Genomic DNA, 26,225 nt, shown 5'->3' with positions numbered 1-26,225 from the left:
GGGGACCCTGTGGGAGAGTAGGACGCCGCCGAACAATCATTGTGAAGAACCCCCGTCGGGAAACCGGCGGGGGTTCTTTGCGTTCTGCGTGAATTGCCGCGAATTGCTGGGTGCGGCGCGCGGGGGATTCGGCCCCGTGTCGGCTCCGCTGGGGCAGGGGCCCGCGCGGGGTGGACCTAGGACCACCCCGAATTCGGGTGGGACGGCCAGTGCCGGCGGCCCTGCGTCCGGGGACACTGTATGAGGAGGATCGGGGCCGGTCTGCGGCATCGGCATCAGCAATCAGGAGTAGGCGTGGCCACAGAGAGTCGGATCAGCGGGGGCGGTGCCGTGCGCGCCCAGACCGAGGCGGCACTCGCTGCGGGCGGCCGCGGGCTGGCCCGGTTGTCCCTCCTGGTGCTCGCTGCGGTGCCGATCGTGGTGGTGCCCGTGTTCGGGTCCTTCTTCGCCGGCGCGACGGCTGCGTGGATGCTCGACGGCTACTACCCGGCGGTGTTCGTCGCGCTGATCGCCGCCGTGGGCGCGGGCCTGGCACTGGCCGGCCTGTTCGTGCGGCCGACCGCCACCCGGACGCGGGGGCAGCTCAACCGCTGGTACGGCACCAAGCTGCAGGCGGTGTACACCCCCAGGCCGCCGCTGGAGGCGGACGCCCGCGGTCACTGGTGGACGGGCTACTCCTATCACCGGTCCCACAACGTCGCCCGGCTCGCACAGCTGCTGCACTGGGCCGCGAGGGACGCGGTGACGCGGCGCGAGATGCTCTGGCTGGTGGTCAGCCCGCTGCTGGCGACCGCGCTGGGAGCGGTGGTGCTGGGGGTCCTGGGCAGCGGGGCGGCGTTCCTGGTCGTCGCGGTCCGCGGCGACGGGCCCGTGGGCTCGAGGGGTGCCGCGGCCCTGCTCCTCTCGATCCTGCTCGGGCTCGGGCTGCTCGCTCTGGGCGCACTGCTGGCTCCGTACGCGGTGCGTGCGTACGCCGAGGTGGCCCGCCGGGTGCTGGACAAGGACGGTCGGGCCTCGCACGCCCAGCTGACCCGCCGGGTGGCGGAGCTGACCGAGACCCGGGCCGACGCGGTCGGCGACCAGGCGGCGGAGCTGCGGCGGATCGAGCGGGACCTGCACGACGGCGCCCAGGCGCGGCTGGTCGCGATCGGGATGACGCTGGGCACGATCGAGCACCTGATGGAGACCGATCCGGTGGCGGCGCGCGAGCTGCTGTCCGAGGCCCGGCAGTCCTCGGCGCGGGCGCTCCAGGAGCTGCGCGACCTGGTCCGGGGCATTCATCCGCCGGTGCTGGCGGAGCGGGGGCTGGGTGACGCGGTCCGTGCGCTCGCGCTGGACTGCGCACTGCCGACCGAGGTGTGTGTGAGCCTGCCGGACCGCCCGGCGGCGCCGGTGGAGGCCACGGCGTACTTCAGCATCTGCGAGCTGCTGGCCAACGCGGCCAAGCACTCGGGCGCGGAGCAGGTGTGGGTGGACATCCTGTACCGGGCCGGCCGGTTGCGGGTCACGGTGACGGACGACGGGGTCGGGGTCGCGGATCCCACCAGGGGGACCGGGCTGCGGGGGATCGAGCGGCGATTGGGTACCTTCGACGGTGTCCTCGCCATCGACAGTACGTCGGGCGGTCCGACCACCATCACCCTGGAGCTGCCGTGCGAGTTGTCCTCGCCGAGGACCTTTACCTCCTTCGAGAAGGTCTGATCAGACTGCTGGAGGCGCACGGCTTCACGATCGCCGCCGCGGTCGAGACCGGTCCGGAGCTGCAGGAGGCCCTGCTGACGCACCGTCCGGACGTCGCGGTGGTCGACGTCCGGCTGCCGCCGACCCTGACCGACGAGGGACTCCAGGCGGCGCTCCAGGCCCGCCGGGAGATTCCGGGCCTGCCGGTGCTGGTGCTGTCGCAGCACGTCCAGCAGCTCTACGCGCGGGAGTTGCTGGCGGACGGCACGGGCGGGATCGGGTACCTGCTGAAGGACCGGGTCTTCAACGCCGACCAGTTCATCGACGCGGTTCGCCGGGTGGCGGCCGGCGGTACGGCGATGGACCCGGACGTCATCGCCAAGCTGATGCAGAGCACCTCGCGTCGTTCCGGGCCCTTGCAGCGGCTGTCGCCGCGCGAGCGGGAGGTGCTGGAGCTGATGGCGGAGGGGTGTTCGAACTCGGCGATCGCCGCCCGGCTGTCGGTGAGCGACGGTGCGGTGGCGAAGCACATCGCCAATATCTTCACCAAGCTCGAACTCGCCCCGGCGGAGGACGCGAACCGCCGGGTGATGGCCGTGCTGGCCTACCTCAACGGCACGGCGGGGAAGCCGTCCTGACCGGGCGCCCGCTCCCCCGGCTCCGCGCGGCGGGGGACCGGGGAGCCGGGGAGCGGCCGGTCGCGACGACGGTGCGGGCTGCGGGAACGCTGGGACAGGTGTACGAGTAAACTCCGGTGGGCCGAGCCCGGAGGTCGCTCAGCCGTCCGGCGCCCCGACAAGCGGGAACCGGCAGCCGAGGCAGCGAACGGCCGCAGCCGACATCCAGGGGTTGATAGACGTAATGGCACGCCCATCGCTCACCAAGGCCCACCGCAGCCTGCTCGGTCTGGTCGCCGCAGGTGCCTGCATCATCTCCGGTATCGGCTTCGCCGGCTCGTACAGCGCGGTCAAGGAGCTGGCCGAGCAGAAGGGCTTCGGCGCCTTCTCCTACGCGTTCCCGATCGGCGTGGACGCGGGCATCGTGGTCCTGCTCTCGCTGGACCTGGTGCTCACCTGGCTGCGCATACCCTTCCCGGCGCTGCGGCAGACCGCCTGGCTGCTGACCGTCGCGACCATCGCCTTCAACGCGGCCGCCTCCTGGGGCGACCCGCTCGGGATGGGCATGCACGCCGTCATCCCGCTGCTGTTCGTCGTCGTGGTCGAGGCCTCCCGGCACGCGGTCGGCCGGATCGCGGCGATCACCGCGGACCGGCACATGGAGTCGGTCCGGATGATGCGCTGGCTGCTCTCGCCGGTGCCGACCTTCCGGCTCTGGCGCCGGATGAAGCTCTGGGAGCTGCGCTCCTACGACGAGGTCGTCCGGCTGGAGCAGAACCGGCTGGTCTACCGGGCCCAGCTGCGCTTCCGCTACGGCCGCGGCTGGCGCCGCGCGGCGCCGATCCAGGCGCTGCTGCCGCTCAAGCTGGCCAAGTACGGCGTGCCGCTCGACCCGACGGTGTTCGACCGGATGGACGAGGACGCCAGGGTGGCCCGGGAGGAGAAGGAGGCCCGCGAGGTCGAGGCGGCGGCCCGGGCCGAGGCGGCCCTGGCGGCGCAGGAGGCCCGCGCGCTCCAGGAGAGCCGCGCGGCCGCCGCACTGGTGCCGGCCGGGCAGCCCGCGCGGGCCGTGGCCGAGGCGCCGGTCGCCGCACGGCAGCAGCCGCCGGTCCGGGCCGACCGTTCCGCCCCGGCTGTTGCGCGGGTACAGGGCCCGGCGCAGGGCCGTCCGCAGCCGCAGCCCCAGGGGCAGGTCCGCCCGGAGCCGGAGGCGGAGCGGCAGGGCCAGCCCGAACCCGCTCCTGCCGAGGTGCTCGCCAAGCTCGCCGCCGTGCGGCTGCGCGACGCCCAGGAGCCGGTAGGCGGGGCGCAGCAGTCCCCGGTGCCGCAGGAGGAGGAGCTGAACGTCTGGACCGAGCGTGCCGTGCGGACCACCGGGCACCCCAGCGACGGTGCGCAGGGCGGGCGGGTGCCCGGCCAGGTGTCGCCGTGGTTCAAGCCGCCGCGCCCGACCGACCTGGACCAGCCGGAGGCGCCGGAGCAGCAGGCCGCCGCCGCCGGGCCCGAGGCGGGGTACGCCGAGCCGCCGTTCGTCGAGGAGCGCTTCGCCGAGCAGGGCCGGCTCGACCAGGGCCGGACGGAGCAGGGACAGCTCGACCAGGGTTACGCGGAGCAGGCCTACACCGAGGAGCAGTTCGCCGAGGCCGCGGAGGAGGCGCCGGAGTTCGCCGAGCGCGCGCAGCGGCCGATCGGTCCCGCGCCGCGCCCGGGCTCGTACCGGCTGGACCCCGAGCAGGCGTTCGAGGCGCTGGTGAGCTACATCGACACCTTCGAGCACGAGCCGGACCCGCAGCGGCTGGCCGCCTGGCTGACCAAGAAGTACGGCGTGGCCGGCAACCGTCCCGACGGTTCGGTCCACCCCAAGGACGTCGAGGCGCTCTACCCGGAGCTGCGGGACCGTTACGCCACCTCCGGGCGGGACTGACCCGGCTCGCGGCCGTGCCGCCCGGTCCGCCGGCGGACCATTGACGCCCGTTCCCGGCCCGTCTACCTTCGCATCAACAAACTGTTGAAGCGCTGGCCTGGCACGGGCCCCGCGCGCATGCTTGCGTGAGGAGTGACGGATGTCGCAGGTCGAGACGGGCGCTACCGGGCCGACGGGCGCGGCGGGATTCTCCGCCGCCGCCAGGTCCGCCGTGGACGCGCTGCTGGCGCCGGTCGACGCCGAGCTGGCCCACCGCTTCCCGGGCGACCCGGGCACCCGCCAGCCGGTCCACACCGTCTACGTGCCGGCCGACGCCTTCGCCGCCGACACCGTGCGGAGCTGGGGGCGGCAGGCCCTGGAGGCCTTCGACACCCACGCCGGCACCCCCGCCGAGCTCGCCCGCGCGCTCGGCGTGGCGGACGACGCGCTGCTCGCCGAGGTGCACCGCCGGGTCCGGGCCAAGCTGGAGCGCGAGCCGGTCGAGGACCTGCGGATCGACTTCGAGGACGGCTACGGCCCCCGGCCCGACGCGGAGGAGGACGCGGCGGCGGTCCGGGCCGCCGAACTGCTCGCCGCCGCGGTCGCCGACGGCAGTGCTCCGCCGTACCTCGGGATCCGGATCAAGTGCATGGAGGCGGCCGTCCGGGACCGCGGCATCCGCACCCTGGAACTGTTCCTCGGCACCCTGCTGGCGCACGGCGGACTGCCCGACGGGCTGGTGCTCACCCTGCCCAAGGTGACCTACGCCGAGCAGGTCACCGCGCTGGTCCGGCTGCTGGCGGACTTCGAGCGCGGCGCCGGGCTGCCGGACGGTCGGCTCCGTTTCGAGATCCAGATCGAGACCACCCAGGCGATCCTCGGCCCGGACGGCCGGGCCACCGTCGCCCGGATGATCGCGGCGGCCGAGGGGCGGGCCACCGGCCTGCACTACGGCACCTTCGACTACAGCGCCGCGTGCGGGGTCGCCGCCGCCCACCAGAGCATGGACCACCCGGCCGCCGACCACGCCAAGGCGGTGATGCAGGTCGCCGCCGCCGGGACCGGGGTGCGGCTCTCCGACGGCTCCACCAATGTGATCCCGACCGGCACCACCGCCCAGGTGCACGCGGCGTGGAAGCTCCACCACGACCTGGTCCGCCGCTCGCTCGCCCGTGCCTACTACCAGGGCTGGGACATGCACCCGGCGCATCTGCCGACCCGCTACGTCGCCGTCTACTCCTTCTACCGGGAGGGCCTGGCCGCCGCCGCGGCCCGGCTGTCCGCGTACGTGGCCAAGGCGGGCGGGGACGTCATGGACGAGCCGGCGACCGCCCGGGCGCTGAGCGGGTACCTGCTGCGCGGGCTCGACTGCGGCGCGGTCGATCTCGCCGAGGTGCGGGCGGCGACCGGCCTGGACCGCGCCCGGCTGGACGCGCTCGCGGGCCGCGGCTGAGCCCTGCCGGCCGCCCGCCCCTCGGGCCCGGTCCGAAGGCCACGCCGTAGGCTTGCGGGGCGGTCCGTGGGCGAGCTGTCGTCCCGCCCGGGCCGCGCCGTCCGCCCCTCGTCGCCCTCCGGGAGAACCGCCGCGCCATGCCCGCCACACCGGAGCCGACCCCCCGGCCGTACCTGACCGTCCGGAGCGCGGGCACGCACGAGATCGAGATCAAGAAGTCCCGGTTCATCTGCCACCTCGCCCGGGTCACCGACGAGGAGGAGGCCCAGGCCTTCATCGCGGGCATCCGCAAGCAGTACTGGGACGCCCGGCACAACTGCACCGCCTTCGTGGTCGGCGAGGAGCAGCGCCGCGAGCGCTCCAGCGACGACGGCGAGCCCGGCGGGACGGCCGGGGTGCCGATGCTGGAGGTGCTGCGCCGGCGCGGGGTGACCGACACGGTGGCGGTGGTGACCCGCTACTTCGGCGGTATCAAGCTCGGCGCCGGCGGCCTGGTGCGCGCCTACGGGAGTGCGGTGTCGGAGGCGCTGGACGAGCTCGGGCTGCTGGAGCGGCGGCCGGTGGCGCTGCTCGCGGTGACGGTCGACCACGCCCGGGCCGGGCGGGTGGAGAACGACCTGCGGGCGGCCGGACACACAGTCAGCGACCTGGCGTACGAGGCGTCCGGGGTGCGGATCGAGGTGGGGGTGCCGGAGCCGGAGGTCGCGGCGTTCCACACCTGGCTGGCCGAGGCGACCGGCGGCACGGCGGTCGGGGTGGCGGCGGGCCGGACCTACGTCGAGGTCCCGGTCTGAGCGGACGGCGTCCGCGCGGCCGGTCCGGGGGAGGGGCCGGGGCGGGGCCGGAAGCCATGCAGATTCTCGTCCCGTGCGACAGCCGGCTTGAGCAGATTCACCCGAATGTAGTGACGTGGCCCGGAGTTGGAACTTCCGCTCCGGGCCATGGCGTTTCCTGGGCACAGGTCCGGCGAACCGGACCAAAGACCCATCGATGGAGGACACGGGACCCCACCGCCCCACGGAGGTATGCGCATGACCTCGGAACGTTCCTCGTCGTCGCCCGCCCGAGCCGGACTCCCCGGCTCCGGAGGCCCTGCGGCGCCCTATCGGATGACCGTCACCACCGCCCTCCCGTACGCCGACGCCCTCGCCCTGGCCGACCAGCACCTCGCCGCCTGGCTGAAACAGGAGGGGTGCGAGGAACCCCCGCCCGCCCTCCTCGGCCCGCCGCCCGCGCTGTCCACCGCCCCGTCCGCTCCGTGCGCCCCGTCCGCCCCTTCCGCTCCCTACGCCGAGCGTTTCCGGCTCGGCGACCGGGTCCTGCTGGACCGCGACGGTGGCTCCCTCCCGGGCGCTCCGGGGGACCCGGTCGGCCCCGGGGGCCGTTACGACCGCCGCCGGGTCCGTACCCCCGCCCCGCACGGCACCGACCACCTCACCCTCACCCTGGCGGCCGGGCCCACCGGCCCGACCTGGCTCCGGCTGGAGGCCGCCACCCGCACCACCGACAGCGCCGTGCGGACGCCCGGCCGGGTACCGGTGCCCGAACCGGCCCGCACCCTGCTGCCGCTGCTGGACGCCGCCGACGGGCCCGCCGCCGTCCTGGCCGCTCCCCGGACGATCACCGCGGCCGAGGTCGACGGCCTGGTCGACGAACTCTGCGACCCGGACCGCCGGATGCCCGCCATGGTGGCCAGCGTCCCGGCCGGCCTCGATGCCGGGGCGTGGCTCGCCGACGTGGTCGCCCCGCTCTGCGAGCACCTGCCGGGACTCGCCACCCTGTACGTGCTGGACGCCGAGGCGCGCACCAGGTTCAACGTCGCCCTGGAGTTCCACGCCGTCTACGGCGGGGCGGTCCGCACCTATCTGCCCGAGGTCGACCCGGCCTCGCGGCGGGACGGCCGCCGGCACCCGGTGCTGGCCCGCCACCGGATCGAGGAGGACCCGCGGCGCGCGGCCGTCCTGCTGTCCCGCGAACCGCGCCGGCTCGCCGCCGAACGGACGCCGCCGGCGGTACTGGCGGCCGTGCCCCCGCTGCGGGTGCCGGCCCGGGTACCCGTGCTCGTGGCCCCGGTGGCCGTCCCCGCCGGCCGGACGGACCGGCCGGAGGAGCACGAGCGGGGCGCCCGCCCCGCCCACTCCCCGTATCCCGCCCACCCCGCGCGCCACGAGGGCCGCCGGGAGCACCGTCGCGAGCGGCCCAAGCCGAAGGCCCTCACGGCGGGCGGCCCGCTCCCCGGCCGGACGGCCGGCCCCGGGGCGGGGCGCGGATCCGTCGGCCGGCTCTGCACCGCACCCGGCGGTGGACCGGTGCCGTCCCCGCCGACGCTGTTCGTCCCGGCACCGGCCGCCCCGACCCGGCCCGTGCTGCCCGCCCCCGCCCGTCGGACCGGGCGGCGGCGCACCGGGCCGGCCGGCGGCCACGGCGGGATCCCGCTCACCTTCACCGAGCTGATGGACCGGCTCGGCGAGTTCCCGCTGCTCACCTTCACCGGCGACCAGAAGGCCGCGCTCGCCCTCGACGAACTGCGCTGCGCCGGAGGGGGCTGGGCCCGGCTCACCTGGGACGGTCTGACGGCGCTCCAGGAGTACGCCGAGGCGGCGGTCCGCGGCCGGGCGGGCGGCGACTTCAAGCAGTGGTGCGAACGGACCCCGGCCGGCTGCCACCGCTTCCCGCCCCGCAAGGCGGTGCGCGGCGAGTCGCGGACGGTGTACAGCCACGCCAAGTGGAAGCGCGAGCGGATGCTCCCGGTGCCGGAGTGCGTGGACGCGTCCAGACGCGCCTTCATGGGGGCGCACCTGCGGATCGGCGGCGGCCGCACCGCACCCCGGCTGCACTACCTGGACGACTGTTCGGGCAGTGGCCGGATCTATGTCGGCTACATCGGACTGCACCTGACCAACACCCGGACCAACTGAGAGGCTTGGCTGACCGGTGCGCCCGTTCGGTGGACAATGTCCGGAAGCGGGGCGGACCCCCGGTTCGCCGCCGAGGGGCTGCCGACCGCCCCGGGCAGGCGCCGGACGAGCATGGGGGACGACCACCGATGCAGTACTCAGCAGACGGCCAGTCCGACGGTGCTGTCACGGCCCCCCAACCGGGCTTCCTCGCCTCCGTGTTCCGCGACCTCGGGGTGGAGGAGCCGACCGCGGGCGGTCCGTCCGGTCGTCCCGACGGCACGGCGGACGGACCGTCGGCCACGGGCCGGCCGGCCCCCGGTCCGCTCGGCACGGGCGGCGACGAGGACGTCGCCGCCCACGCCAGGGCCGCCGCGCTCACCCACCACCGCACGCTCACCGTCCAGGCCGAGCACGAGCGGCTGGCCGACCTGCTCCGGCGGTCCGCCCTGCCCGTCTCGGCCATGGACTTCGAGAGCCAGCTGCGCCGCTACGAGCCGCGCCCCTACCCGGACGGCGCGCCGCCCACGACGGCCGGCGCCGACCCGGAGCCGCGCTGGGAGGACTACGCGCCCGCCGAACCGGAGGCCTCCGACCCCGACGGGCCCCCGGTCCGCCGACTGCTCGACTCCGACTACCAGCGCGGACTGGCCAAGGCCCGGCTGGCCCACCAGCGGGCCCTGCGGGAGTGGCGCACCCGGCAGGCCGAGGCCGGCAGCCCCGCCGTCGACGAGTCCCGGCGCGCCCACGACGAGGCCGAGCAGGCCCGGGCGCGGGCGGTGCGCGAGTACAACGACTCCCTGGAGGAGTGCCGCCGGGCCTACCGGCAGGCCGAGCCGGCCGCCGTCGAGTCCCTGCTGGAACGGGCCCTCGCCGCCGCCGAGACCAACACCCGGGACCTGCCGGCGCCCTGCCGTGCCGTCTACCGGCCGCTGACCCGGACCGCCGTGCTCGACCTCGACCTGCCGCCGCTGGACGTGGTGCCCTCGCTGACCGGCTACCGGCTCGCCCCGGACGGCGAGGTCCTGCCGGTGCCGCGCCCGCCGGCCGACCGGGCCTCCGACTACCTGCGGCTGGTCGCCCGGCTGGCCTTGCGCGCACTGCAGGCCGCCGACGCCGTCGACACCGACGAGATCCTCGCCGGTGTCGTGCTCAACGGCTGGCTGCGCGAGCCCGGCGGCGCCCGGCCGCTCTGCCTGGTGAGCGTGGACGCGGACCGTGACGCACTGGCCCGCACCAGGCTGCTGCCGCCCACCGACCCCGACGAGGAGCCCGACGGCGAGGGCGTCTACGCGGACGCCGAGCAGGACGAGGCGCTGGTCCGGCTGCGCCAGCTCGACGCCGCCGTCAGCCCCGACCCGTACGGCGGGACGGGCGTCGAACCGGCCGCGCAGGCGGCGGCCACCGTCCCGGCGGCGCCGGACCTCTCGGCGAACGAGTTCGCCCAGCTGGTCCGTGAGCTGCTCACCCGGGGCGGGCTCGGGCAGTGGAGCGTGCGGCTGCGCGGCCCGGTCGGGCTGGTGGCCACCGGTGAGGGGCCGGTCGGCAGCGCGCTGCCCGGCCGCTGGGTGGTGTGGGCCTCCCGCGGCGAGGGGCCGGTGGGGGAGGAGGAGATCCGGACCCTGGCGGAGGCGGTCCGCGAGGAGTCGGCCGAACGCGGGCTGCGGCTGACCACCGGCCGCTTCACCGACGGGGCGCTCGACCTCACCGGCGAGGACGGGCACCGGCACATCCACCTGGTCGACGGGGACGGCGTCCGCGAGCTGACGCACACCCACCTCGGACTGTCGCTCGCCGCCGGCCACTGAACCGCGCGGGCCCGGCCGCCGGGGCGGTCGGGACCGGTCCGGCGTCCCGACGGGGTCCGGGAGGCCAGGTATCCACTACGGTGGTCGGCCCCGAGCGGGTGCCGTCGGCCGGATCCGACGGCCCGCCCCGGTGCCTCACCCCGACGGCTTGCCCGGCGGGCGACGGCGCGCGGGGTGTCCGACGCTGGGGGACATGGCCGGCCGGCACCGGCCGACGGTCGGCCCGGGGACGGGCGGGACACGGGGGAGACGAGTTGGACAGACGGACCGTCACGGCGGTGCGGCGGTGACCGCGGTCCTGGTGGCCGCGGGGGCGTTCCTGATGACGCTGATCGGCGGCTGGGTCGCGCAGCGCACCGGCGACCGCCGGCACCTGGTGCTCGGCTTCGCCGCCGGGCTGATGCTCGGGGTGGTCGCCTTCGACCTCCTCCCGGAGGCGCTGCACCAGGCGCCCGAGGAGGTGCACGGGGTGCCGCAGGCGCTGCTGATGTTCGCGGCCGGCTTCCTGGCCATCCACATCGTCGAACGGGCGGTCGCGATCCACCGCGGCCACGAGGAGGAGTACGCCGAGCACAGTCACGGCCACCGCGACAGCCACGGCCGGTCCTCCGATCAGGGCGGGGGCCACCACCACCCCCACAGCCACGGCCACAATCACGGCCGTGCCAACGGCTCTTCCCGGCCGGACGCCGAGCGCCACCAGGGAGTGGGTCTGACGGCCGCGATGGCCCTGGTCGGCCACAGCGTCATGGACGGCTTCGCGATCGGCGCGGCCTTCCAGGCGGGTACGACGGTCGGCACGGTGGTGGCGATCGCGGTGGTCGCGCACGACTTCGCGGACGGCTTCAACACGTACACGATCACCCGGCTCTACGGGAACAACAAGCGGCGGGCGCTCGCCCTGCTGGCGGCCGACGCGCTGGCGCCGGTCACCGGTGCCGCGATCACCCTGCTGTTCACCATCTCCGAGCACCTGCTCGGGCTGTACCTGGGGTTCTTCGCCGGCTTCCTGCTCTATCTGGCGACCTCCGACATCCTCCCCGAGGCGCACAGCCCGCACCCCTCGCGCACCACGCTGCTCTGCACGCTCGCGGGGGTCGGCTTCATGTGGCTGGTGATCGGCTTCGCCTCCTGACAGCCGGTCGCGACGGGGGCGTCCGGGGCCGGCCGCCCCCGTCAGCCGCTGCGGGCGTCCCAGCGGGCCCGCATCGCGTCCAGCGCCTCGGTGATCGCCGGCCGGCGCGCGGCCTGGGAGCGCCAGAGCGCGAACACCCGCCGGGCCGGCTCCGGCGCCACCGTCCGGGCCACCACTTCCGGCGGCAGCGCGCCCCGGCCCAGCCGGGGCACCAGCCCGATGCCGAGACCGGCCCCGATCAGGGCGATCTGGGTCTCGAACTCGCCGACCCGGTAGTGCACGTCCGGCTCCTCGCCGGCCTCGCGCAGGGTCCGGACCAGCCAGTCGTGACAGATGTTGCCCGGCGGCACGCTCGTCCAGCGCTGCCCGCGCAGCCGGCCCACCGGTACCACCGGGAGCTCCGCCAGCGGATGGCCGACCGGCAGCAGCAGATCCACCGGGTCCGGCCCGAGGTCCATCCGGTCGAGCCCCTCCTGCACCGGCAGCGGCACCGTCGGCCAGTCCTGGACGAGCGCCAGGTCGACCTCGCCGCGCGCCACCAGCTCGGCCGCCGGGTACGGGTCGCTCTCCAGCAGCCGCACGTCCAGCTCCGGGCAGCGCTCGCGCAGATCGGCCAGCACCCCCGGCATCAGTCCGCGCGCGCCGGTCGCGAAGGCGGCCACCAGCAGCCGACCGACCGCCTGGCCGCGCTGCTCCTCCAGCCGCACCTCGGCCCGCTCCACCAGCCCCAGCACCGCCTGCGCCGTACCCGCCAGCTCGCGCGCCGCGTCCGTCAGCACCACGCCGCGGCCCTGGCGCTCCAGCAGCGTCGTCCTGGTCTCCCGCTCCAGCTTGGCGATCTGCTGGGAGACGGCGGACGGGGTGAAACCGAGGGCCGCGGCCGCCCCGCCGACCGAGCCGTGGACGGCCACCGCGTGCAGCGCCCGCAGGCGCCCCAGATCCATCATGCAGCAATGCTAAAGCGTTGCCTTCAGAACTCATCGCTGGTGCTGAACGGTTCTCGGCGGCCATCCTCGTGCCATGAGCACATCCCCGCAGGCCGCCCCGGGCGGCGGCAGCATGAGTCCGCGTCACATCGGCCTGGCCGTCATGGTGGCCGCCGTCTGGGGCCTCAACTTCGTCCTCATCCACATCGGGCTGCAGAACTTCCCGCCGCTGCTGTTCTGCGCCCTGCGGTTCGCGGTGGTCGCCGTCCCGGCGATCTTCTTTGTCGGACCGCCGAAGGTCGCCCTGCGCTGGGTGCTCGCGGTCGGGGTGGTGCTCGGCGTGGTCAAGTTCGGCCTGCTCTTCCTGGGCATGCACGCCGGGATGCCGGCCGGACTCTCCTCGCTGGTGCTCCAGGGGCAGGCGGTGTTCACCGCGCTGTTCGCCGGCGCGCTGCTGGGCGAGCGCCCCGGCGCCCAGCGGCTGACCGGCCTCGGCGTCGCCTTCGCGGGCATCGGGCTGAGCGCCGTCGACCACGGCCTCGGCGGGCCGCTGGGCGCCTTCGCCCTGGTCGTCCTGGCCGCGGCCGCCTGGGGGCTGTCCAATGTGCTGACCCGCAGGGCCGCCCCGCCGGACGCGCTGCGCTGGATGGTCTGGGTCAGCGCCGTGCCGCCGCTGCCGCTGCTCGGCCTCTCGCTGCTGGTCGAGGGCCCGGAGGCCGACCTGCGCGCGCTGCGCGGGATCGACCTCGCCGGGCTCGGCGCGATCGGCTACGTCGGGCTGGTCTCCACCCTGTTCGGCTTCGTCGCCTGGAGCTTTCTGCTGCGCACCTACGACGCCACCGCCGTGGCGCCCTACTCGCTGCTGGTGCCGGTGTTCGGGATGTCCTCGGCCTGGCTGCTGCTCGGCGAGTCGGTCAGCCCGGTGGCCGCCGTCGCCGCGCTGCTGGTGATCGCCGGGATCGGGATCACCGCGCTGCGCCCGGGGGCGCTGTCCGGCGCGGCGCGGCGGTGGACGCGGTGGTCGCCGCGTAGGCGGCCTCGGCGCTCCGCAGCGCTCGCAGCAGCGCGTCCTGGTCGGCGGGGCTGACCGCGCCGAAGTACTCCTGGGAGACCTCGTAGCGGACCTGGCCGATCCGCTCCACCGCCGACCGGCCGGCGGCGGTCAGCAGGATCCGTACGGCGCGGCGGTCGGCCGGGTCCGGGCTCCGTTCCACCAGTCCGGCCTCCTCCAGCGCGTCGACCACCGTGGTGGCCGAGCGGGGGGCGATGTGCAGCCGGTCGGCCAGGTCGCTGAGCCGCATCGCCCGGTCGGGGAGCTCGCAGCCCGGGGCGTGCGCGAGGGTGCGCAGGGCGCGGCCCTGGCCGGGGGTGATGCCGTAGGGCTCCAGCCGCTCGCTGGTGAGGCGGCGGATCCGCTTGATCGCCCGGGTCATCGCGTCGGCCAGCTCGGCGGCGGTGTCCTGTTCGGCGCTGCCCTGTTCGGTGCTGCCCTGCTCGGCGCTGTCCCGCTCGCTGCTGTCCCGCTCGGCACGGTCGGGGGTGCCGGTGCCGGGGGAGGAGCTCGCCGCGTCGTCGGTCGGCGTGGTGGTCATGGGCGGCTCTCCTCGGCAGGTGTTCGACCAAGGGTATCGGCCGTTCCGGGGGCGCCCGGAAAAATGTTGAGTAAGACTCAGTATCTGGGTTAGCGTAGGCGGCGAGTGAGGGCACCCTAAGTTCCCTCCCCTGATCCTGGAGGGCCCGTGCCCCGCTCCGAAGCCCGCGTCGCCACCGACCGTTCCGCTCGCTACGCCAAGCAGCTCGCCGCCCACATGGGGCGCAAGATCAAGGCCGACTGGTCCGAGGAGACCGGCCGCGGCACCCTCGTCTTCGGCGCCGGCACCGCCACGCTGGAGGCCACCCCCGACGCGCTGCTGCTCGCCGTCGAGGGCGAGACCGAGAACCTGCCCGGACTGGAGGACGTGGTCGGCCGCCACCTGGTCCGCTTCGGCGCCCGCGACGAACTGGTCGTCGAGTGGCGCCGTGACAACGGCGAGGCCGGCCACGTCCACCGCAACGAGGAGGAGCCGGCCGAGGGCTGATCCCTCCGGACGGCCCGGCGTTCCCTGCCCGGGCCCGGGGCCTCAGCGCCCCGGGCGCCGTCGGGGCGCGGACGGGCGGCCGGTGAGCGGCCACCGGGCCAGCGTCCACAGGACCAGGCCGCCCAGGCACCAGCTGGCCACCACGTCCAGCAGCCAGTGGTAGTCGCTCCACACCAGCCCCAGTCCGACACCCACGGCCAGTAGCGTCGCCGCCGCGGCGAGCGCCCGCCGCCCGCGCGGCGCGGCCGTCCGCGCCAGCAGCAGGGCCGCCACCCCGTACCCGAGCGTGGCGGTCGCGGTGTGGCCGGACGGGTACCAGCCCCACTGGTCCGCCGCGAGCGGCAGCCCGAACGGGCCGGGCCGGGCGAACCAGGCCTTCGCCGGCACCACCAGCAGCGGGATCAGCGCGGCCGTCAGCACCGCCACCGGCACCGGCAGCCACCACCGGGCGAACCCGGCCCGGAACTCCCGCCGGGCCGCGACCGCCCCGCCCAGCAGCAGTACCGGCACCGCCACCGAGCCGCCGCCCAGGTCGGAGAACGCCTTGCCGAGGTGGTTGAGCAGAGTGCTGTGCAGCGCGTGCCGGGTCTCCCGGACGGCGTGCCGGGTCCAGTTGTCCAGCTCCAGCAGCGGTCCGTCCACGGCGACCTGCCAGGACACCAGCAGGAGCACCAGGACCAGGACCGCCGGCACCGCGGGCCGGGCGAGGACGCGAGGCAGCCGCCCCGGAGCAGGGGGGAGAGCTCCGGGGCGGCCCTGATGATCGCCGTTCCGTGCGTCCCGGGGGGTGTGGGCCGGACGGCCGGTCGATCGGCTTTCGGTGTGCACCGCCCCGTACGGGACGGCCTGGTTGTCCTCGCGGCCCTCGCGCGGAGCCGCCCCCTGGGGCGACGCCGCGGACGGCTCCGCCCATGGCTGGGGCTCGCTGTCCATCTGTGATGACACTACGTCAAGGTCCTTGCGCGGCCGAGGAGCTTCAGCGATTCCGCACACCATCTTCACCGTCCGCGCCGGGGGCGTCACACCGGGTTCGAAACCCAACGGCCCGCGGGGACTGAGGTCCCCACGGGCCGTTCGGCGCTGTCCGGACATCCCTCCGGCGGGTCTTCGGGCGCGGCCCCGGGGCCGCGGGCCGGATCAGACGGTGGCGAAGGCGCCCTCGATGATGTCCAGGCCCTCGTTCAGCAGGTGCTCCGGCATGACCAGCGGCGGCAGGAAGCGCAGCACGTTGCCGTAGGTGCCGGCGGTCAGCACGACCAGGCCCTCGGCGTGGCAGGCCTTGGCGATCGCCGCGGTGGCCTCCGGGTGCGGCTCCTTGCCGCCCGGCTTGACCAGCTCGACGGCGATCATCGCGCCGCGGCCGCGGACCTCGCCGACGCGGACCCGGTCGGAGTCGGCGTACTTCTCCTGGATCGCCCGCAGGCGGCCCAGCATGACCTCGCCGATCCGCTGCGCCTTGCCGTTGAGGTCCAGCTCCTTCATGGTCTCGATGGAACCCAGCGCGGCCGCGCAGGCCACCGGGTTGCCGCCGTAGGTGCCGCCCAGGCCGCCGGCGTGCGCCGCGTCCATGATCTCGGCGCGACCGGTCACCGCGGCCAGCGGCAGACCGCCGGCGATGCCCTTGGCGGTGGTGATGAGGTCCGGGACGATGCCCTCGTCGTCACAGGCGAACCACTGGCCGGTGCGGCAGAAGCCGGTCTGGATCTCGTCCGCGACGAAGACGATGCCGTTCGCCTTCGCGTACTCGACGATGGCCGGCAGGAAGCCCTTGGCCGGCTCGATGAAGCCGCCCTCGCCCTGGATCGGCTCGATGACGATCGCGGCGACGTTCTCGGCGCCGATCTGCTTGTTGATGAGGTCGATCGCCTGCGCGGCGGCCTCGGCGGCGCAGTTCTCGGCACCGGTCAGCCAGCGGTAGGGGTAGGCCACCGGCACCCGGTGGACCTCGGGGGCGAACGGACCGAAGCCCTGCTTGTACGGCATGTTCTTCGCCGTCATGCCCATGGTGAGGTTGGTGCGGCCGTGGTAGCCGTGGTCGAACACCACGACGGCGGTGCGCTTGGTGTACGCGCGGGCGATCTTCACCGCGTTCTCGACCGCCTCGGCGCCCGAGTTGAACAGGGCGGTCCGCTTGTCGTGGTCGCCCGGGGTCAGCTCGTTGAGCTGCTCGGCGACGGCGACGTAGCCCTCGTACGGGGTCACCATGAAACAGGTGTGCGTGAAGGCGGCGAGCTGCTCGGAGGCCTTGGCCACCACGGCCTCGGCGCTGTTGCCGACATTGGTCACGGCGATGCCGGAGCCGAAGTCGATCAGCGAGTTGCCGTCCACGTCCTCCAGCACGCCGCCGTTGGCGCGGGACACGTACACCGGCAGGGTGGTGCCGACGCCGGCCGCCACCGCACCCAGCTTGCGGGCCTGCAGCTCCTGCGACTTCGGACCGGGGATCGCGGTGACCAGGCGGCGCTCCTGCGGGAGCGGCGTTGCGGCGCTCATGGGTTTCTCCAGACTTCTCGGCTCGGTAGTTCGCAGGCTACGGGGGCGTTCCCCGGGCAGGCATGCGCCACTCGGTAGCACTGGGCCGTCCGACTTGTCCGGGGCGGCCAGCCCGGACGGAGCCGCTACCGGGAGGCTCCGCTCCACTACATTGAGCGCGGGCGTGTCGCCGGGGCGGTGGCATGGGTATGGGCGGCACCGACGGCGGTCGGGCCGGCGGGCGAGGGAACGGGGCCGTAGATGGGACTGGACGGGGCACGCAGCCACGACGAGCGGACCACCGCCACCCCCCGCACCCCGATGCCGCACCCGCGTCCCCCGGCCCGCGTGCCCTTCGACCTCGCCGCCTGGGCCTCGGCCCCGCGGCCCGAGGCCGACCCGGGCGTCTTCCGCCAGGACCACCGGCAGCTCGACCCCGACCGGGCGGAGGCCGCCAAGGTCCCCACCTGGCCGCTGCTGCTGCGGGCGGGGCTGAACGCGGTGGTGGGGTGGCTGGCCTTTGTCTACGGGACGCAGCTCGCGCTGCGCGTCATTGTCCTCACCGTATGGGTGGACCATCCTTCCTCGACCGCGGTCACGGTGGTGGGACTGTCGGTCAATGCCCTTGTCCTCGCCGTCGTCATCAAGGTCTTCGGCCGGATGGGCCGCTGGCCGGAGGTGTGGCGGCGCTACGCCCTGCCGCTGCTGTCGCGGACGGTGACGGAGGAGGTGCCCGCCGCCGAGGAGGAGCAGTCGGAGGCGGCCCGGCGGCGGGATCCGTGGGCGGTGCTGCGGCAGGGCGGCGCGGGCGTCGCGGCCGGTCGGCTGGACGGTGAGGCGGTCGGGGACGTCGACTACGTGCGGATCCGGCGGGCCTGGGAGTCGGCCCAGGCCGACCCGGCCTTCCTGCCGGCCTTCGTCGAGCAGGTGTCGCTGCGCGGCGCCGCCGCGTTCGCGCACCCCTCGGAGGCGCGCGAGCTGCCGGGCCGGGCGGAGCGGCACGACCTGCTGCTGGGCCAGGTGCGGCTCGGTACCGCGCAGGACGTGCCGAAGAACCCGCTGACCCACCGGTCGGCCGGTTTCGCGCTGGACCCGGTGGTGCTGGGCACCTCGCTGCTGGCGGTGGGCCCGGCCGGGACGGGGAAGACGGCGCGGCTGGCCCGTCCGGTGGCCGAGGCGCTGTGCCTGCAGGCGCTGGCCGGGACGGCGTGCGCGGTGGTGATCGGGGCGGCGGACGCCGACCTGGGGCCGGACGCCTGGTACGACGTGGTGATCGCCCCGGGCGACCCCGCGTCCCGCTACGGGCTGGACCTCTACGGCGCGGCCCAGGATCCGGACGAGGCGGCGGCCCGGCTGGCCGAGGCGCTGCTGCCGGACGAGCTGACGGCACGCGCCGAGACCGCCCGGACGGCCCTGCAGCAGATGGTCGCCCCGTTCCACGCCGCGTTCGGCCGCTACCCGGGCGTGCGCGAGCTGCGGGCGCTGCTGGCCGGTGAGCCGGAGTCCTTGGAGGCCCTGGTGAAGGGGCTGCGGGCGGCGGAGCGGCTGGGCTCCTTCGAGCGGGACCTGGAGCACCGGGAGCACCAGCGCGGCCGGGCGGACGATCCGGGCGCGCTGCTGGCGGACCGGCTGGCGCTGCTGGACCGGCCGGCCTTCGAGGGGGCGTTCGCGACCGACGGCACGGGCCGGCCGCCGTTCGCGATGCGGGTGCTGGACCATCCGCTGCGGGTGCGGGTGAAGCTGCCGGAGCGCAGCCACCCGGAGGCGGCGCGGATGCTGTCGCGCCTGCTGGTGGGGCAGTTCGTGCAGGCGGCCGGGTCGCGCGGGGACCGCTCGCTGTTCGCGGGCCTGGTGGTGGACGACGCCTCGGCGGCGCTGGACGCCGGGATCGTGCGCGGTCTGCAGCGGCTGCGCGGGGCGAACGCCGGGGTGGTGCTGCTGCTGCGCACGCTGGTGGACCTGCCGGAGGCGCTGCGGGCTCCGCTGTTCGGGGCGGTGGGCTGCCGGGCCGCGTTCCCGGGCATCGCGCCGTGGGACGGGAAGCTGTTCTCGGAGGCCTGGGGCACCCATCTGGTCCGCGAGACGGCGGTGACGCTGGCCCCGGACACCTCGGGCGGCATCGTGCGGCGGGCCGGGCGGCTGGGGCGCAAGGCGCTGTCGGGGACGACGGCGCAGACGGAGTCGGTGACCACCCGGGAGGTGGAGCGGCTGCGCTGGTCGCCCTCGGACCTGGCGCACGCCCTGCCGGCGGGGCACGCGGTGGTGTCGCTGACGGCGGTGTCGGGGGAGCAGGTGCCGCCGCTGCTGGTGGACCTCCGGGGCTGAGGCGGGCCCCGAAGCTCGCCTCGGAGGTGGATTCGGCAGTGCCGGTTGTCCGGAGCGTCCATAATGAGAAGTGGGGATCCCCCTGGACTCCCGGCTCTCCCCCCGCCCGGCCGCAACGGCGCGGTCGCGTCGCTCCCCCGAAGGTGCCATGCCCCCCACACTTGCCTCCGTCGTCCGCAACACCTCGCTCCATCTGACGGTCCTCGCCGGTGCGGACCACCTGGAGCGGCCGGTCCGCTGGGTGCACACCAGTGAGCTGGACGACCCGACGCCCTTCCTCGAAGGCGGTGAGCTGCTGCTCACCACCGGTATCAAGCTGGGCCGCACGGCCGCCCGGCTGCAGGCGTACGTGCACCGGCTGGCCGACGCGGGGGTGGTCGGGCTGGGGCTCGGGGTGGGGCTGTCGCACACGGAGGTGCCGCAGCCGCTGGTGGACGCGGCGGCGCAGCGCGGGCTGCCGCTGCTGCGGGTGCCGGAGCCGACGCCGTTCATCGCGATCAGCAAGGTGGTGTCGGCGGCGCTGGCGGCCGAGCAGTACGAGGCGGTGACGACCAGCTTCGAGGCGCAGGAGGAGCTGACCCGGGCCGCGCTGGGCAAGGACGGCACCACGGCGGTGGTGCGCCGGCTGGCGGCCCGGCTGGGCGGCTGGGCGGCGTTGTACGACGGTTCGGGCGCGCTGTCGGTGGTGGCGCCGGACTGGGCGGCGCGGCGGGCCGGTCGGCTGGCGGCGGAGGTGGACCGGCTGCGGCGGCGTCCGGCGCCGTCGAGTGCCGCGCTGCAGGGCCGGGCGCCCGGGATAGACACGGCGGACGAGGACTACGTGGTGGTCCAGTCACTGGGGGCGGACCGGCGGGCGCGCGGGTTCCTGGCGGTGGGCACCGAGGACCGGATCACGCCGACCGAGCGGTATGTGCTGAACGCGGCGGTGGCGCTGCTGACGCTGACCCTGGAGCGGTCGCGGGAGCTGCGGCAGGCCGAGGAGCGGATGGGCGCGGCGCTGCTGCGGATGGTGCTGGCCGGGGAGGTGGCGACGGCGCGGCTGGTGGCGGCGGGCCTGTTCGGCGGGCTGCCGGAGGGCACGGTCCGGGTGCTGGTGGCCGGGGCCGGCCAGGGGGTGGACGCCGGGGAGTCGCTGGGCGAGCTGGGCGACCGGGCCGAGCAGGCGGGTTCGCGGGTCGGCGAGAAGCTGCTGGTGGCGCGGGAGGACGGAGCGCACGGGCCGCGGCTGATGGTGCTGGCGCTGGACAACGGCGCGGTGCACCGGGCCTGCCTGGGTGTGGTGGAGGAGCACGAGGGCCTGTCGCTGGGTGTGTCGGCGCCGGCCGCGCTGGAGGACGCCGGGACGGCGCACGCGCAGGCCGAGCGGGCGCTGGCGGTGGCGCTGCGCGGTGGGCGCCGCTCGGTGGACCACGAGGAGGTCGGCGCGGGCTCGCTGCTGCCGCTGCTCGGGGAGGACGCCGTGACGGCCTTCGCCGAGGGGCTGCTGCGGCCGCTGCGGGAGCACGACCGGACGGCGCGCGGCGATCTGGTGGCCTCGTTGCGGGCGTGGCTGTCGCGGCACGGGCAGTGGGACGCGGCGGCGGCCGATCTCGGGGTGCACCGGCACACCCTGCGGTACCGGATGCGGCGGGTCGAGGAGCTGCTGGGCCGGTCGCTGGACGACACGGACGTCCGGATGGAGCTGTGGCTGGCGCTGCGCTCGGGCGAGGAGTAGCCGCAGCGGTCGGCCCGCTGGACGCGGTGGAGTGGCCGCGCGGGCGAACGCTACTCCGTGTCCAACCCGGTCGGCGCGTCGGCCGCCCTACCCTCGATTGCGGCTCCACGTCCGTGGGGTCCTGACGACGACGAGGAGAGGCCGGTACCACGGTGACCACCACGTACGATTTCTGGCTGGCCGGCCGCCGGGCGAGCGGCGACGCCGACTTCGAGGTGCACAACAGCTGGGACGGCCGCCTGGTCGGCAAGGTGAGCATCCCCACCGAGGCGCAGGTCGAGGAGGCCCTGGAGGCCGCCGTCGCCGCGCTGCCGGTGTTCGCCGCGACCCCGGCGCACGTGCGTTCCGCCGCCCTGGACCACGTGGCCCGGCGGCTGGCCGAGCGCACCGAGGAGATCGCCCAGCTGATCACCGCGGAGAACGGCAAGCCGATCAAGTGGGCCCGCGGCGAGGTCGGCCGTGCCGTCTCGGTGTTCCGCTGGGCCGCCGAGGAGGCCCGCCGGACCAACGGCGAGACCATGCGGCTGGACACCGACCCGGGCGGCGTGGGCCGTTTCGCGCTGGTGCGCCGCTTCCCGCGCGGCGTGGTGCTGGGCATCGCCCCGTTCAACTTCCCGCTGAACCTGGTCGCGCACAAGGTCGCCCCGGCGATCGCGGTCGGCGCGCCGATCATCCTCAAGCCGGCTCCGGCGACCCCGCTGTCGGCCATGGTGCTGGGCGAGATCCTGGCCGAGACCGACCTGCCGGCCGGTTCCTGGAGCGTGCTGCCGGTCCCGAACGACCGGATGCCGGCCCTGGTGCAGGACCCGCGCCTGCCGGTGATCTCCTTCACCGGCTCGGACAAGGTCGGCTACCAGATCATGGACTCGGTGCCGCGCAAGCACACCACCCTGGAGCTGGGCGGCAACGCCGCGGCCGTGGTGCTCGCCGACTGGTCCTCCGAGGCGGACCTGGACTGGGCGGCCACCCGGATCGCGATGTTCGCCAACTACCAGGGCGGCCAGTCCTGCATCTCGGTGCAGCGTGTGATCGCCGACGCCTCGGTCTACGACGCGCTGGTGGAGAAGGTCGTCGCCAAGGTCGCCGACCAGGTCACCGGTGACCCGAACGACGACGCCACGGACGTCGGCCCGCTGGTCGACGAGAACGCGGCGAAGCGGGTCGAGTCCTGGGTGGACGACGCGGTGGCCAAGGGTGCGAAGCTGCTCGCCGGCGGCACCCGCGAGGGCGCGACCTACGCCCCGACCGTGCTGGCCGAGCTGCCGGCGGACGCGATCCTGGCGACCTGCGAGGTGTTCGGCCCGGTGCTGTCGCTGCACCGGGTGGACGGTGTGGACGAGGCCTTCGCCGCCGTCAACAACTCGCCGTTCGGCCTGCAGGCGGGCGTGTTCACGCACGACCTGCAGACCGCCTTCCGCGCCCACCGGGAGCTGGAGGTCGGCGGTGTGATCATCGGCGACGCGCCGTCCTACCGTGCCGACCAGATGCCGTACGGCGGCGTCAAGGACTCCGGCGTCGGCCGTGAGGGCGTCAAGTACGCGATGGACGACTACACCGTCGAGAAGGTCATGGTCCTCAGCGGCCTGGACCTCTGAGACAGGTGCTGACGAAGGGCCCGGCCGCGGTGCGGTCTGGCCCTTCGGCGTACCCGGGGTGCCGGGGGAGCGCTCAGTCCCGGCCGGCGGCGGCCGCGACGGCCTCGGCGACGGTGGCGTCGCCGGAGACCAGGTCCAGGGTCTTCCCGGCGGTGCCGGGCTCGTGCAGCAGGGCGGCCAGCACGGCGGCGACGTCCTGCCGGTCGACGGCGCCGCGCGGGAGGCCGGGGGCGAGCCGGACCAGTCCGGTGCCGGGTCCGTCGGTGAGGCGGCCGGGGCGCAGCACCGTCCAGTCCAGGCCGGGGCGGGAGCGGACGGCGTCGTCGGCGGCGCCCTTGGCCCGCAGATAGGTCTGGAAGCCCTCGTCGGCGGGGTACTCGGCCCGGGCGTCGGCGCCCATCGAGGAGACGATCAGGTAGCGGCGGACGCCGGCGAGTTCGGCGGCGTCGGCGAGCAGGACGGCGGCGTCCCGGTCGACGGTGAGCTTGCGGGCGGCGCCGCTGCCCGGTCCGGCGCCGGCGGCGAACACCACGGCGTCGGCGCCGTCGAGCAGCCGGGCGAGTTCCGGCGCGGTGGCGGCCTCCAGGTCGAGCAGCAGCGGTTCGGCGCCGGCGGCGGCGAGGTCCTCGGAGTGTTCGGGGCGGCGGACGATTCCGGCGGGCCGGTCGCCCCGGTCGGCGAGCAGCCGTTCCAGTCGGAGGGCGATCTGTCCGTGGCCCCCGGCGATGACGATGCGCATGGCTCCGACGGTAGCCCGGGGCGCGGGCGCCGTCCTGGGGAACCGGTGCGGCGGGTCCGCGCGACCGCCGCGGTGGATCGGGGGAACCCGTGGTGCGGGGGAGGGTGTCGGGCAGGCCACAATGGGCGCATGACTTCGCTCGCCCACCCGCAGCTGCGGTTCACCCCCGAGGTGACCGACCCCTCCGGCCCCCGGGAGTTGGTGATCCTCGGATCGACCGGTTCGATCGGTACCCAGGCCGTCGACGTGGTGCTCCGCAATCCGGACCGGTTCCGGGTGGTGGCCCTGTCGGCGGCCGGCGGCCGGGTGGAGCTGCTCGCCGAGCAGGCGGTCCGGCTGGGTGTGCGCACCGTGGCGGTGGCCGATCCGGCGGCGGAGCCGGCGCTGCGCGAGGCGCTGGCGGCGAAGGCCGCGGGCGGGCCGCTGCCGACCGTGCTGGCGGGTCCGGACGCGGCGACCGAGCTGGCGGCGACGGAGTGCCACTCGGTGCTGAACGGCATCACCGGGTCGATCGGTCTGGGCCCGACGCTGGCGGCGCTGCGGGCCGGCCGGGTGCTGGTGCTGGCCAACAAGGAGTCGCTGATCGTCGGCGGCCCGCTGGTGAAGGCGGTGGCGCGGCCGGGGCAGATCGTCCCGGTGGACTCCGAGCACGCCGCGCTGTTCCAGGCGCTGGCCGGCGGCACCCGGGCCGAGGTCCGCAAGCTGGTGGTGACCGCGAGCGGTGGCCCGTTCCGCGGCCGCGGCCGGGCGGAGCTGGCCGGGGTGACCCCCGCCGACGCGCTGGCGCACCCGACCTGGGCGATGGGCCCGGTCGTCACGATCAATTCGGCCACCCTGGTGAACAAGGGCCTGGAGGTGATCGAGGCGCACCTGCTGTACGACGTGCCGTTCGACCGGATCGAGGTCGTGGTCCATCCGCAGTCGGTCGTGCACTCGATGGTGGAGTTCACGGACGGTTCCACGCTGGCGCAGGCGAGTCCGCCGGACATGCGGATGCCGATCGCGCTCGGCCTGGGCTGGCCGGACCGGGTCCCGGACGCGGCCCCGGGCTGCGACTGGACGAAGGCCGCGACCTGGGAGTTCTTCCCGCTGGACGACGAGGCCTTCCCGGCCGTCCAGCTGGCCCGCGAGGTCGGCACCCTGGGCGGTACCTGCCCGGCCGTGTTCAACGCCGCGAACGAGGAGTGCGTGGAGGCCTTCCTGAAGGGCCGCCTCGCCTTCACCGGGATCGTGGACACTGTTGCGAAGGTCGTGGCCGAGCACGGTGCCCCGGCCGGGGGAACTTCGCTGACGGTGGAGGACGTCCTGCACGCGGAGGACTGGGCGCGCGCCCGGGCCCGCGAGCTGGCGGCGGGCTGACGGTCCGCCCGGACGGGCAGTGCCACCGGGGCGGGTCCGCCGGACGGCGCCGCCCGGCGGACCGGTACGACGACAGGACGATCGGAGCGGAATGACGGAGGCGCAGCGGTGGCAACGGTGATGACGGTGGTCGGCATCCTGGTCTTCGTACTGGGACTGCTCTTCTCGATCGCCTGGCACGAGCTCGGCCACCTCTCCACGGCCAAGCTGTTCGGCATTCGGGTGCCGCAGTACATGGTCGGCTTCGGGCCGACGATCTGGTCGCGGAAGAAGGGCGACACCGAGTACGGCCTCAAGGCCGTTCCCCTGGGCGGGTACATCCGGATGATCGGGATGTTCCCGCCCGGTGCGGACGGGCGGATCACCCAGCGTTCGACCTCGCCCTGGCGGTCCATGATCGAGGACGCCCGGGAAGCCTCCTACGAGGAGGTGAAGGAGGGCGACGAGTCCCGGCTGTTCTACACGCGCAAGCCGTGGAAGCGCGTGATCGTCATGTTCGCCGGGCCGTTCATGAACCTGCTGCTCTCGTTCGGGCTCTTCCTGACCGTGATGATGGGCTTCGGCGTCTCGATGGCGGTGCCGACCATCGGCACCGTCTCGGAGTGCGTGGTCAAGGCCGGCCAGGCGACCGACACCTGCCCGGCGGACGCCCCGGCGGCGCCCGCCTTCCAGGCCGGGCTGCGGCCGGGCGACCGGGTGGTGTCCTTCGACGGCGACCGGATCGGCAACTACGAGCAGTTGCAGGGCGACATCCGGAAGTCGGCCGGCAAGAAGGTCGAGCTGGTGGTCGAGCGCGACGGTCAGCGACTGACCCTCGAACCGACGATCGCCGTCAACGACGTGCAGAAGTACGACGACCAGGGCCTGCCGGTCAAGGGCGAGACGGTGCGGGCGGGCTTCCTCGGCTTCACCCCGACCACGGGCGTGGTCCGGCTCGGCCTCGGGCAGTCGGTGGACCGGATGTACGACATGGCGGAGAACGGCGTGGAGTCGCTGGCCGCGCTGCCCGGCAAGATCCCCGGGCTGTGGCACTCGGTGGTCGACGGCGCCCCGCGCGAGGTGGACTCCCCGATCGGCATGGTCGGCGCGGCCCGGGTGAGCGGCGAGGTGTTCTCGCTGGACATCCCGGGCAGCCAGCGGGTCGCCTACTTCGTCAACCTGCTCGCCGGGATCAACCTCTCGCTGTTCCTCTTCAACATGCTGCCGCTGCTGCCGCTGGACGGCGGTCACATCGCGGGCGCGGTCTGGGAGTCGGTGCGCCGCCGGTTCGCACGGATGTTCCGCCGCCCGGACCCCGGTCCGTTCGACGTGGCCCGGCTGATGCCGCTCGCGTACGTGGTGGCCAGCGTGTTCATCGGCTTCACCCTGCTGGTGCTGGTGGCCGACCTGGTGAACCCGGTCAAGATCAGTTAGAGCGGCGGGCCGGTGGGTGCGCGGGCGCCCGTTCCCGTGGCGTACCGTTGGAGCCCGGGCGTGCGATCGTCGGCGCGCCCGGGTTCGGTCGTCCCAGCGGCCGGGCCGACC

At 75.0% G+C, this 26,225-nt stretch carries 19 protein-coding genes and 1 pseudogene; 15 read left to right on the top strand and 5 right to left on the bottom strand.

Translation table 11 applies throughout. The features are described from left to right. Positions 1–294: 294 nt before the first annotated feature. From IF01_RS0135555 to IF01_RS0135520, 8 genes are all read left to right on the top strand, one after another. Positions 295–1,701: a sensor histidine kinase gene (locus tag IF01_RS0135555; RefSeq protein ID WP_233290268.1), complete on the top strand. Its 1,407-nt coding sequence runs from the start codon at positions 295–297 to the stop codon at positions 1,699–1,701. Further along, on the top strand, positions 1,653–2,318 hold the full coding sequence (locus tag IF01_RS0135550) for a LuxR C-terminal-related transcriptional regulator (RefSeq protein WP_030397758.1): 666 nt from the start codon (positions 1,653–1,655) through the stop codon (positions 2,316–2,318). The genes IF01_RS0135555 and IF01_RS0135550 overlap by 49 nt, the downstream gene beginning before the upstream one ends. Positions 2,319–2,541: 223 nt before the next feature. Next, a complete protein-coding gene (locus IF01_RS46315; RefSeq protein WP_078880585.1) occupies positions 2,542–4,221 on the top strand; it encodes a DUF2637 domain-containing protein in 1,680 nt (559 codons plus the stop codon). Positions 4,222–4,360: 139 nt separating this feature from the next. After that, entirely contained in the window at positions 4,361–5,653 is a 1,293-nt protein-coding gene (locus IF01_RS0135540; RefSeq protein ID WP_030397756.1) for a DUF6986 family protein, read from the top strand. A 137-nt stretch (positions 5,654–5,790) separates the two neighbouring features. Next, positions 5,791–6,447 carry a YigZ family protein gene (locus tag IF01_RS0135535; protein ID WP_051741704.1) on the top strand — a complete coding sequence of 219 codons (657 nt, stop codon included), beginning with the start codon at positions 5,791–5,793 and terminating at the stop codon, positions 6,445–6,447. A 315-nt stretch (positions 6,448–6,762) separates the two neighbouring features. Beyond that, a complete protein-coding gene (locus tag IF01_RS0135530) occupies positions 6,763–8,571 on the top strand; it encodes a hypothetical protein (RefSeq protein WP_030397754.1) in 1,809 nt (602 codons plus the stop codon). Positions 8,572–8,699: 128 nt separating this feature from the next. Next, the gene (locus tag IF01_RS0135525) at positions 8,700–10,358 is read left to right on the top strand and encodes a restriction endonuclease (RefSeq protein WP_030397753.1); all 1,659 of its coding nucleotides are present in this window, start codon (positions 8,700–8,702) and stop codon (positions 10,356–10,358) included. Between the two features lie 322 nt (positions 10,359–10,680). Then, positions 10,681–11,493, top strand: coding sequence for a ZIP family metal transporter (locus tag IF01_RS0135520; RefSeq protein WP_030397752.1), 813 nt, complete (start codon positions 10,681–10,683; stop codon positions 11,491–11,493). 41 nt (positions 11,494–11,534) lie between these two features. Here the strand turns inward: IF01_RS0135520 and IF01_RS0135515 are convergent, their stop codons facing one another. Next, a complete protein-coding gene (locus IF01_RS0135515) occupies positions 11,535–12,440 on the bottom strand; it encodes a LysR family transcriptional regulator (protein WP_030397751.1) in 906 nt (301 codons plus the stop codon). 112 nt (positions 12,441–12,552) lie between these two features. Here IF01_RS0135515 and IF01_RS0135510 point away from each other — a divergent pair, with 112 nt between their 5' ends. Next, positions 12,553–13,506, top strand: coding sequence for an EamA family transporter (locus IF01_RS0135510; protein ID WP_030397750.1), 954 nt, complete (start codon positions 12,553–12,555; stop codon positions 13,504–13,506). A 124-nt stretch (positions 13,507–13,630) separates the two neighbouring features. On the opposite strand, the pseudogene IF01_RS50495 reads toward IF01_RS0135510, so the two are convergent. Beyond that, positions 13,631–13,852, bottom strand: a pseudogene (locus tag IF01_RS50495) (MarR family winged helix-turn-helix transcriptional regulator); the annotation flags it as partial. A gap of 306 nt (positions 13,853–14,158) precedes the next feature. Between IF01_RS50495 and IF01_RS0135500 the strand changes: the two are divergent. After that, on the top strand, positions 14,159–14,497 hold the full coding sequence (locus IF01_RS0135500; protein ID WP_030397748.1) for a DUF2218 domain-containing protein: 339 nt from the start codon (positions 14,159–14,161) through the stop codon (positions 14,495–14,497). A 42-nt stretch (positions 14,498–14,539) separates the two neighbouring features. Here IF01_RS0135500 and IF01_RS0135495 read toward each other — a convergent pair whose 3' ends face one another. Together IF01_RS0135495 and gabT are read right to left on the bottom strand one after the other, a co-directional pair. After that, positions 14,540–15,430, bottom strand: coding sequence for a phosphatase PAP2 family protein (locus IF01_RS0135495; protein WP_078880584.1), 891 nt, complete (start codon positions 15,428–15,430; stop codon positions 14,540–14,542). A gap of 204 nt (positions 15,431–15,634) precedes the next feature. Further along, on the bottom strand, positions 15,635–16,990 hold the full coding sequence (gene gabT / locus IF01_RS0135490; RefSeq protein WP_030397746.1) for a 4-aminobutyrate--2-oxoglutarate transaminase: 1,356 nt from the start codon (positions 16,988–16,990) through the stop codon (positions 15,635–15,637). A gap of 240 nt (positions 16,991–17,230) precedes the next feature. On the opposite strand from gabT, the gene IF01_RS0135485 reads away from it, so the two are divergent. The 3 genes from IF01_RS0135485 to IF01_RS0135475 all read left to right on the top strand — a co-directional run bounded on the left by IF01_RS0135485 (position 17,231) and on the right by IF01_RS0135475 (position 22,603). Further along, on the top strand, positions 17,231–19,294 hold the full coding sequence (locus tag IF01_RS0135485; protein ID WP_051756845.1) for a hypothetical protein: 2,064 nt from the start codon (positions 17,231–17,233) through the stop codon (positions 19,292–19,294). A gap of 148 nt (positions 19,295–19,442) precedes the next feature. Next, positions 19,443–21,008 (top strand): PucR family transcriptional regulator, encoded by a 1,566-nt coding sequence (locus IF01_RS0135480; protein ID WP_030397744.1) that lies wholly within the window; start codon positions 19,443–19,445, stop codon positions 21,006–21,008. Positions 21,009–21,160: 152 nt separating this feature from the next. Continuing rightward, positions 21,161–22,603: an aldehyde dehydrogenase family protein gene (locus IF01_RS0135475; protein WP_030397743.1), complete on the top strand. Its 1,443-nt coding sequence runs from the start codon at positions 21,161–21,163 to the stop codon at positions 22,601–22,603. 73 nt (positions 22,604–22,676) lie between these two features. Here IF01_RS0135475 and IF01_RS0135470 read toward each other — a convergent pair whose 3' ends face one another. Then, positions 22,677–23,342 carry an NAD(P)H-binding protein gene (locus IF01_RS0135470; RefSeq protein WP_030397742.1) on the bottom strand — a complete coding sequence of 222 codons (666 nt, stop codon included), beginning with the start codon at positions 23,340–23,342 and terminating at the stop codon, positions 22,677–22,679. Between the two features lie 129 nt (positions 23,343–23,471). Here IF01_RS0135470 and dxr point away from each other — a divergent pair, with 129 nt between their 5' ends. Both dxr and IF01_RS0135460 read left to right on the top strand, forming a co-directional pair. Further along, entirely contained in the window at positions 23,472–24,701 is a 1,230-nt protein-coding gene (gene dxr, locus IF01_RS0135465) for a 1-deoxy-D-xylulose-5-phosphate reductoisomerase (protein ID WP_030397741.1), read from the top strand. 108 nt (positions 24,702–24,809) lie between these two features. Beyond that, positions 24,810–26,114, top strand: coding sequence for a M50 family metallopeptidase (locus IF01_RS0135460; RefSeq protein WP_037782398.1), 1,305 nt, complete (start codon positions 24,810–24,812; stop codon positions 26,112–26,114). Positions 26,115–26,225: the final 111 nt, after the last annotated feature.

Origin of the sequence: Kitasatospora purpeofusca (assembly GCF_000718025.1) — a bacterium.
GTDB classification, from domain to species: domain Bacteria; phylum Actinomycetota; class Actinomycetes; order Streptomycetales; family Streptomycetaceae; genus Kitasatospora; species Kitasatospora purpeofusca.
The sequence above is the reverse complement of the archived record's forward strand: the minus strand, read 5'-3'. Positions and strand labels throughout refer to the sequence as shown.

Coding starts and splice junctions, on each gene's coding strand:
- IF01_RS0135480 (WP_030397744.1), top strand. CDS start 19,443: ATGCCCCCCACACTTGCCTCCGTCGTCCGCAACACCTCGCTCCATCTG.
- IF01_RS0135495 (WP_078880584.1), bottom strand. CDS start 15,430: ATGGACAGCGAGCCCCAGCCATGGGCGGAGCCGTCCGCGGCGTCGCCC.
- IF01_RS0135530 (WP_030397754.1), top strand. CDS start 6,763: ATGACCGTCACCACCGCCCTCCCGTACGCCGACGCCCTCGCCCTGGCC.
- gabT (WP_030397746.1), bottom strand. CDS start 16,990: ATGAGCGCCGCAACGCCGCTCCCGCAGGAGCGCCGCCTGGTCACCGCG.
- IF01_RS0135510 (WP_030397750.1), top strand. CDS start 12,553: ATGAGTCCGCGTCACATCGGCCTGGCCGTCATGGTGGCCGCCGTCTGG.
- IF01_RS0135515 (WP_030397751.1), bottom strand. CDS start 12,440: ATGATGGATCTGGGGCGCCTGCGGGCGCTGCACGCGGTGGCCGTCCAC.
- IF01_RS46315 (WP_078880585.1), top strand. CDS start 2,542: ATGGCACGCCCATCGCTCACCAAGGCCCACCGCAGCCTGCTCGGTCTG.
- IF01_RS0135470 (WP_030397742.1), bottom strand. CDS start 23,342: ATGCGCATCGTCATCGCCGGGGGCCACGGACAGATCGCCCTCCGACTG.
- dxr (WP_030397741.1), top strand. CDS start 23,472: ATGACTTCGCTCGCCCACCCGCAGCTGCGGTTCACCCCCGAGGTGACC.
- IF01_RS0135535 (WP_051741704.1), top strand. CDS start 5,791: ATGCCCGCCACACCGGAGCCGACCCCCCGGCCGTACCTGACCGTCCGG.
- IF01_RS0135520 (WP_030397752.1), top strand. CDS start 10,681: ATGACGCTGATCGGCGGCTGGGTCGCGCAGCGCACCGGCGACCGCCGG.
- IF01_RS0135540 (WP_030397756.1), top strand. CDS start 4,361: ATGTCGCAGGTCGAGACGGGCGCTACCGGGCCGACGGGCGCGGCGGGA.
- IF01_RS0135485 (WP_051756845.1), top strand. CDS start 17,231: ATGGGACTGGACGGGGCACGCAGCCACGACGAGCGGACCACCGCCACC.
- IF01_RS0135525 (WP_030397753.1), top strand. CDS start 8,700: ATGCAGTACTCAGCAGACGGCCAGTCCGACGGTGCTGTCACGGCCCCC.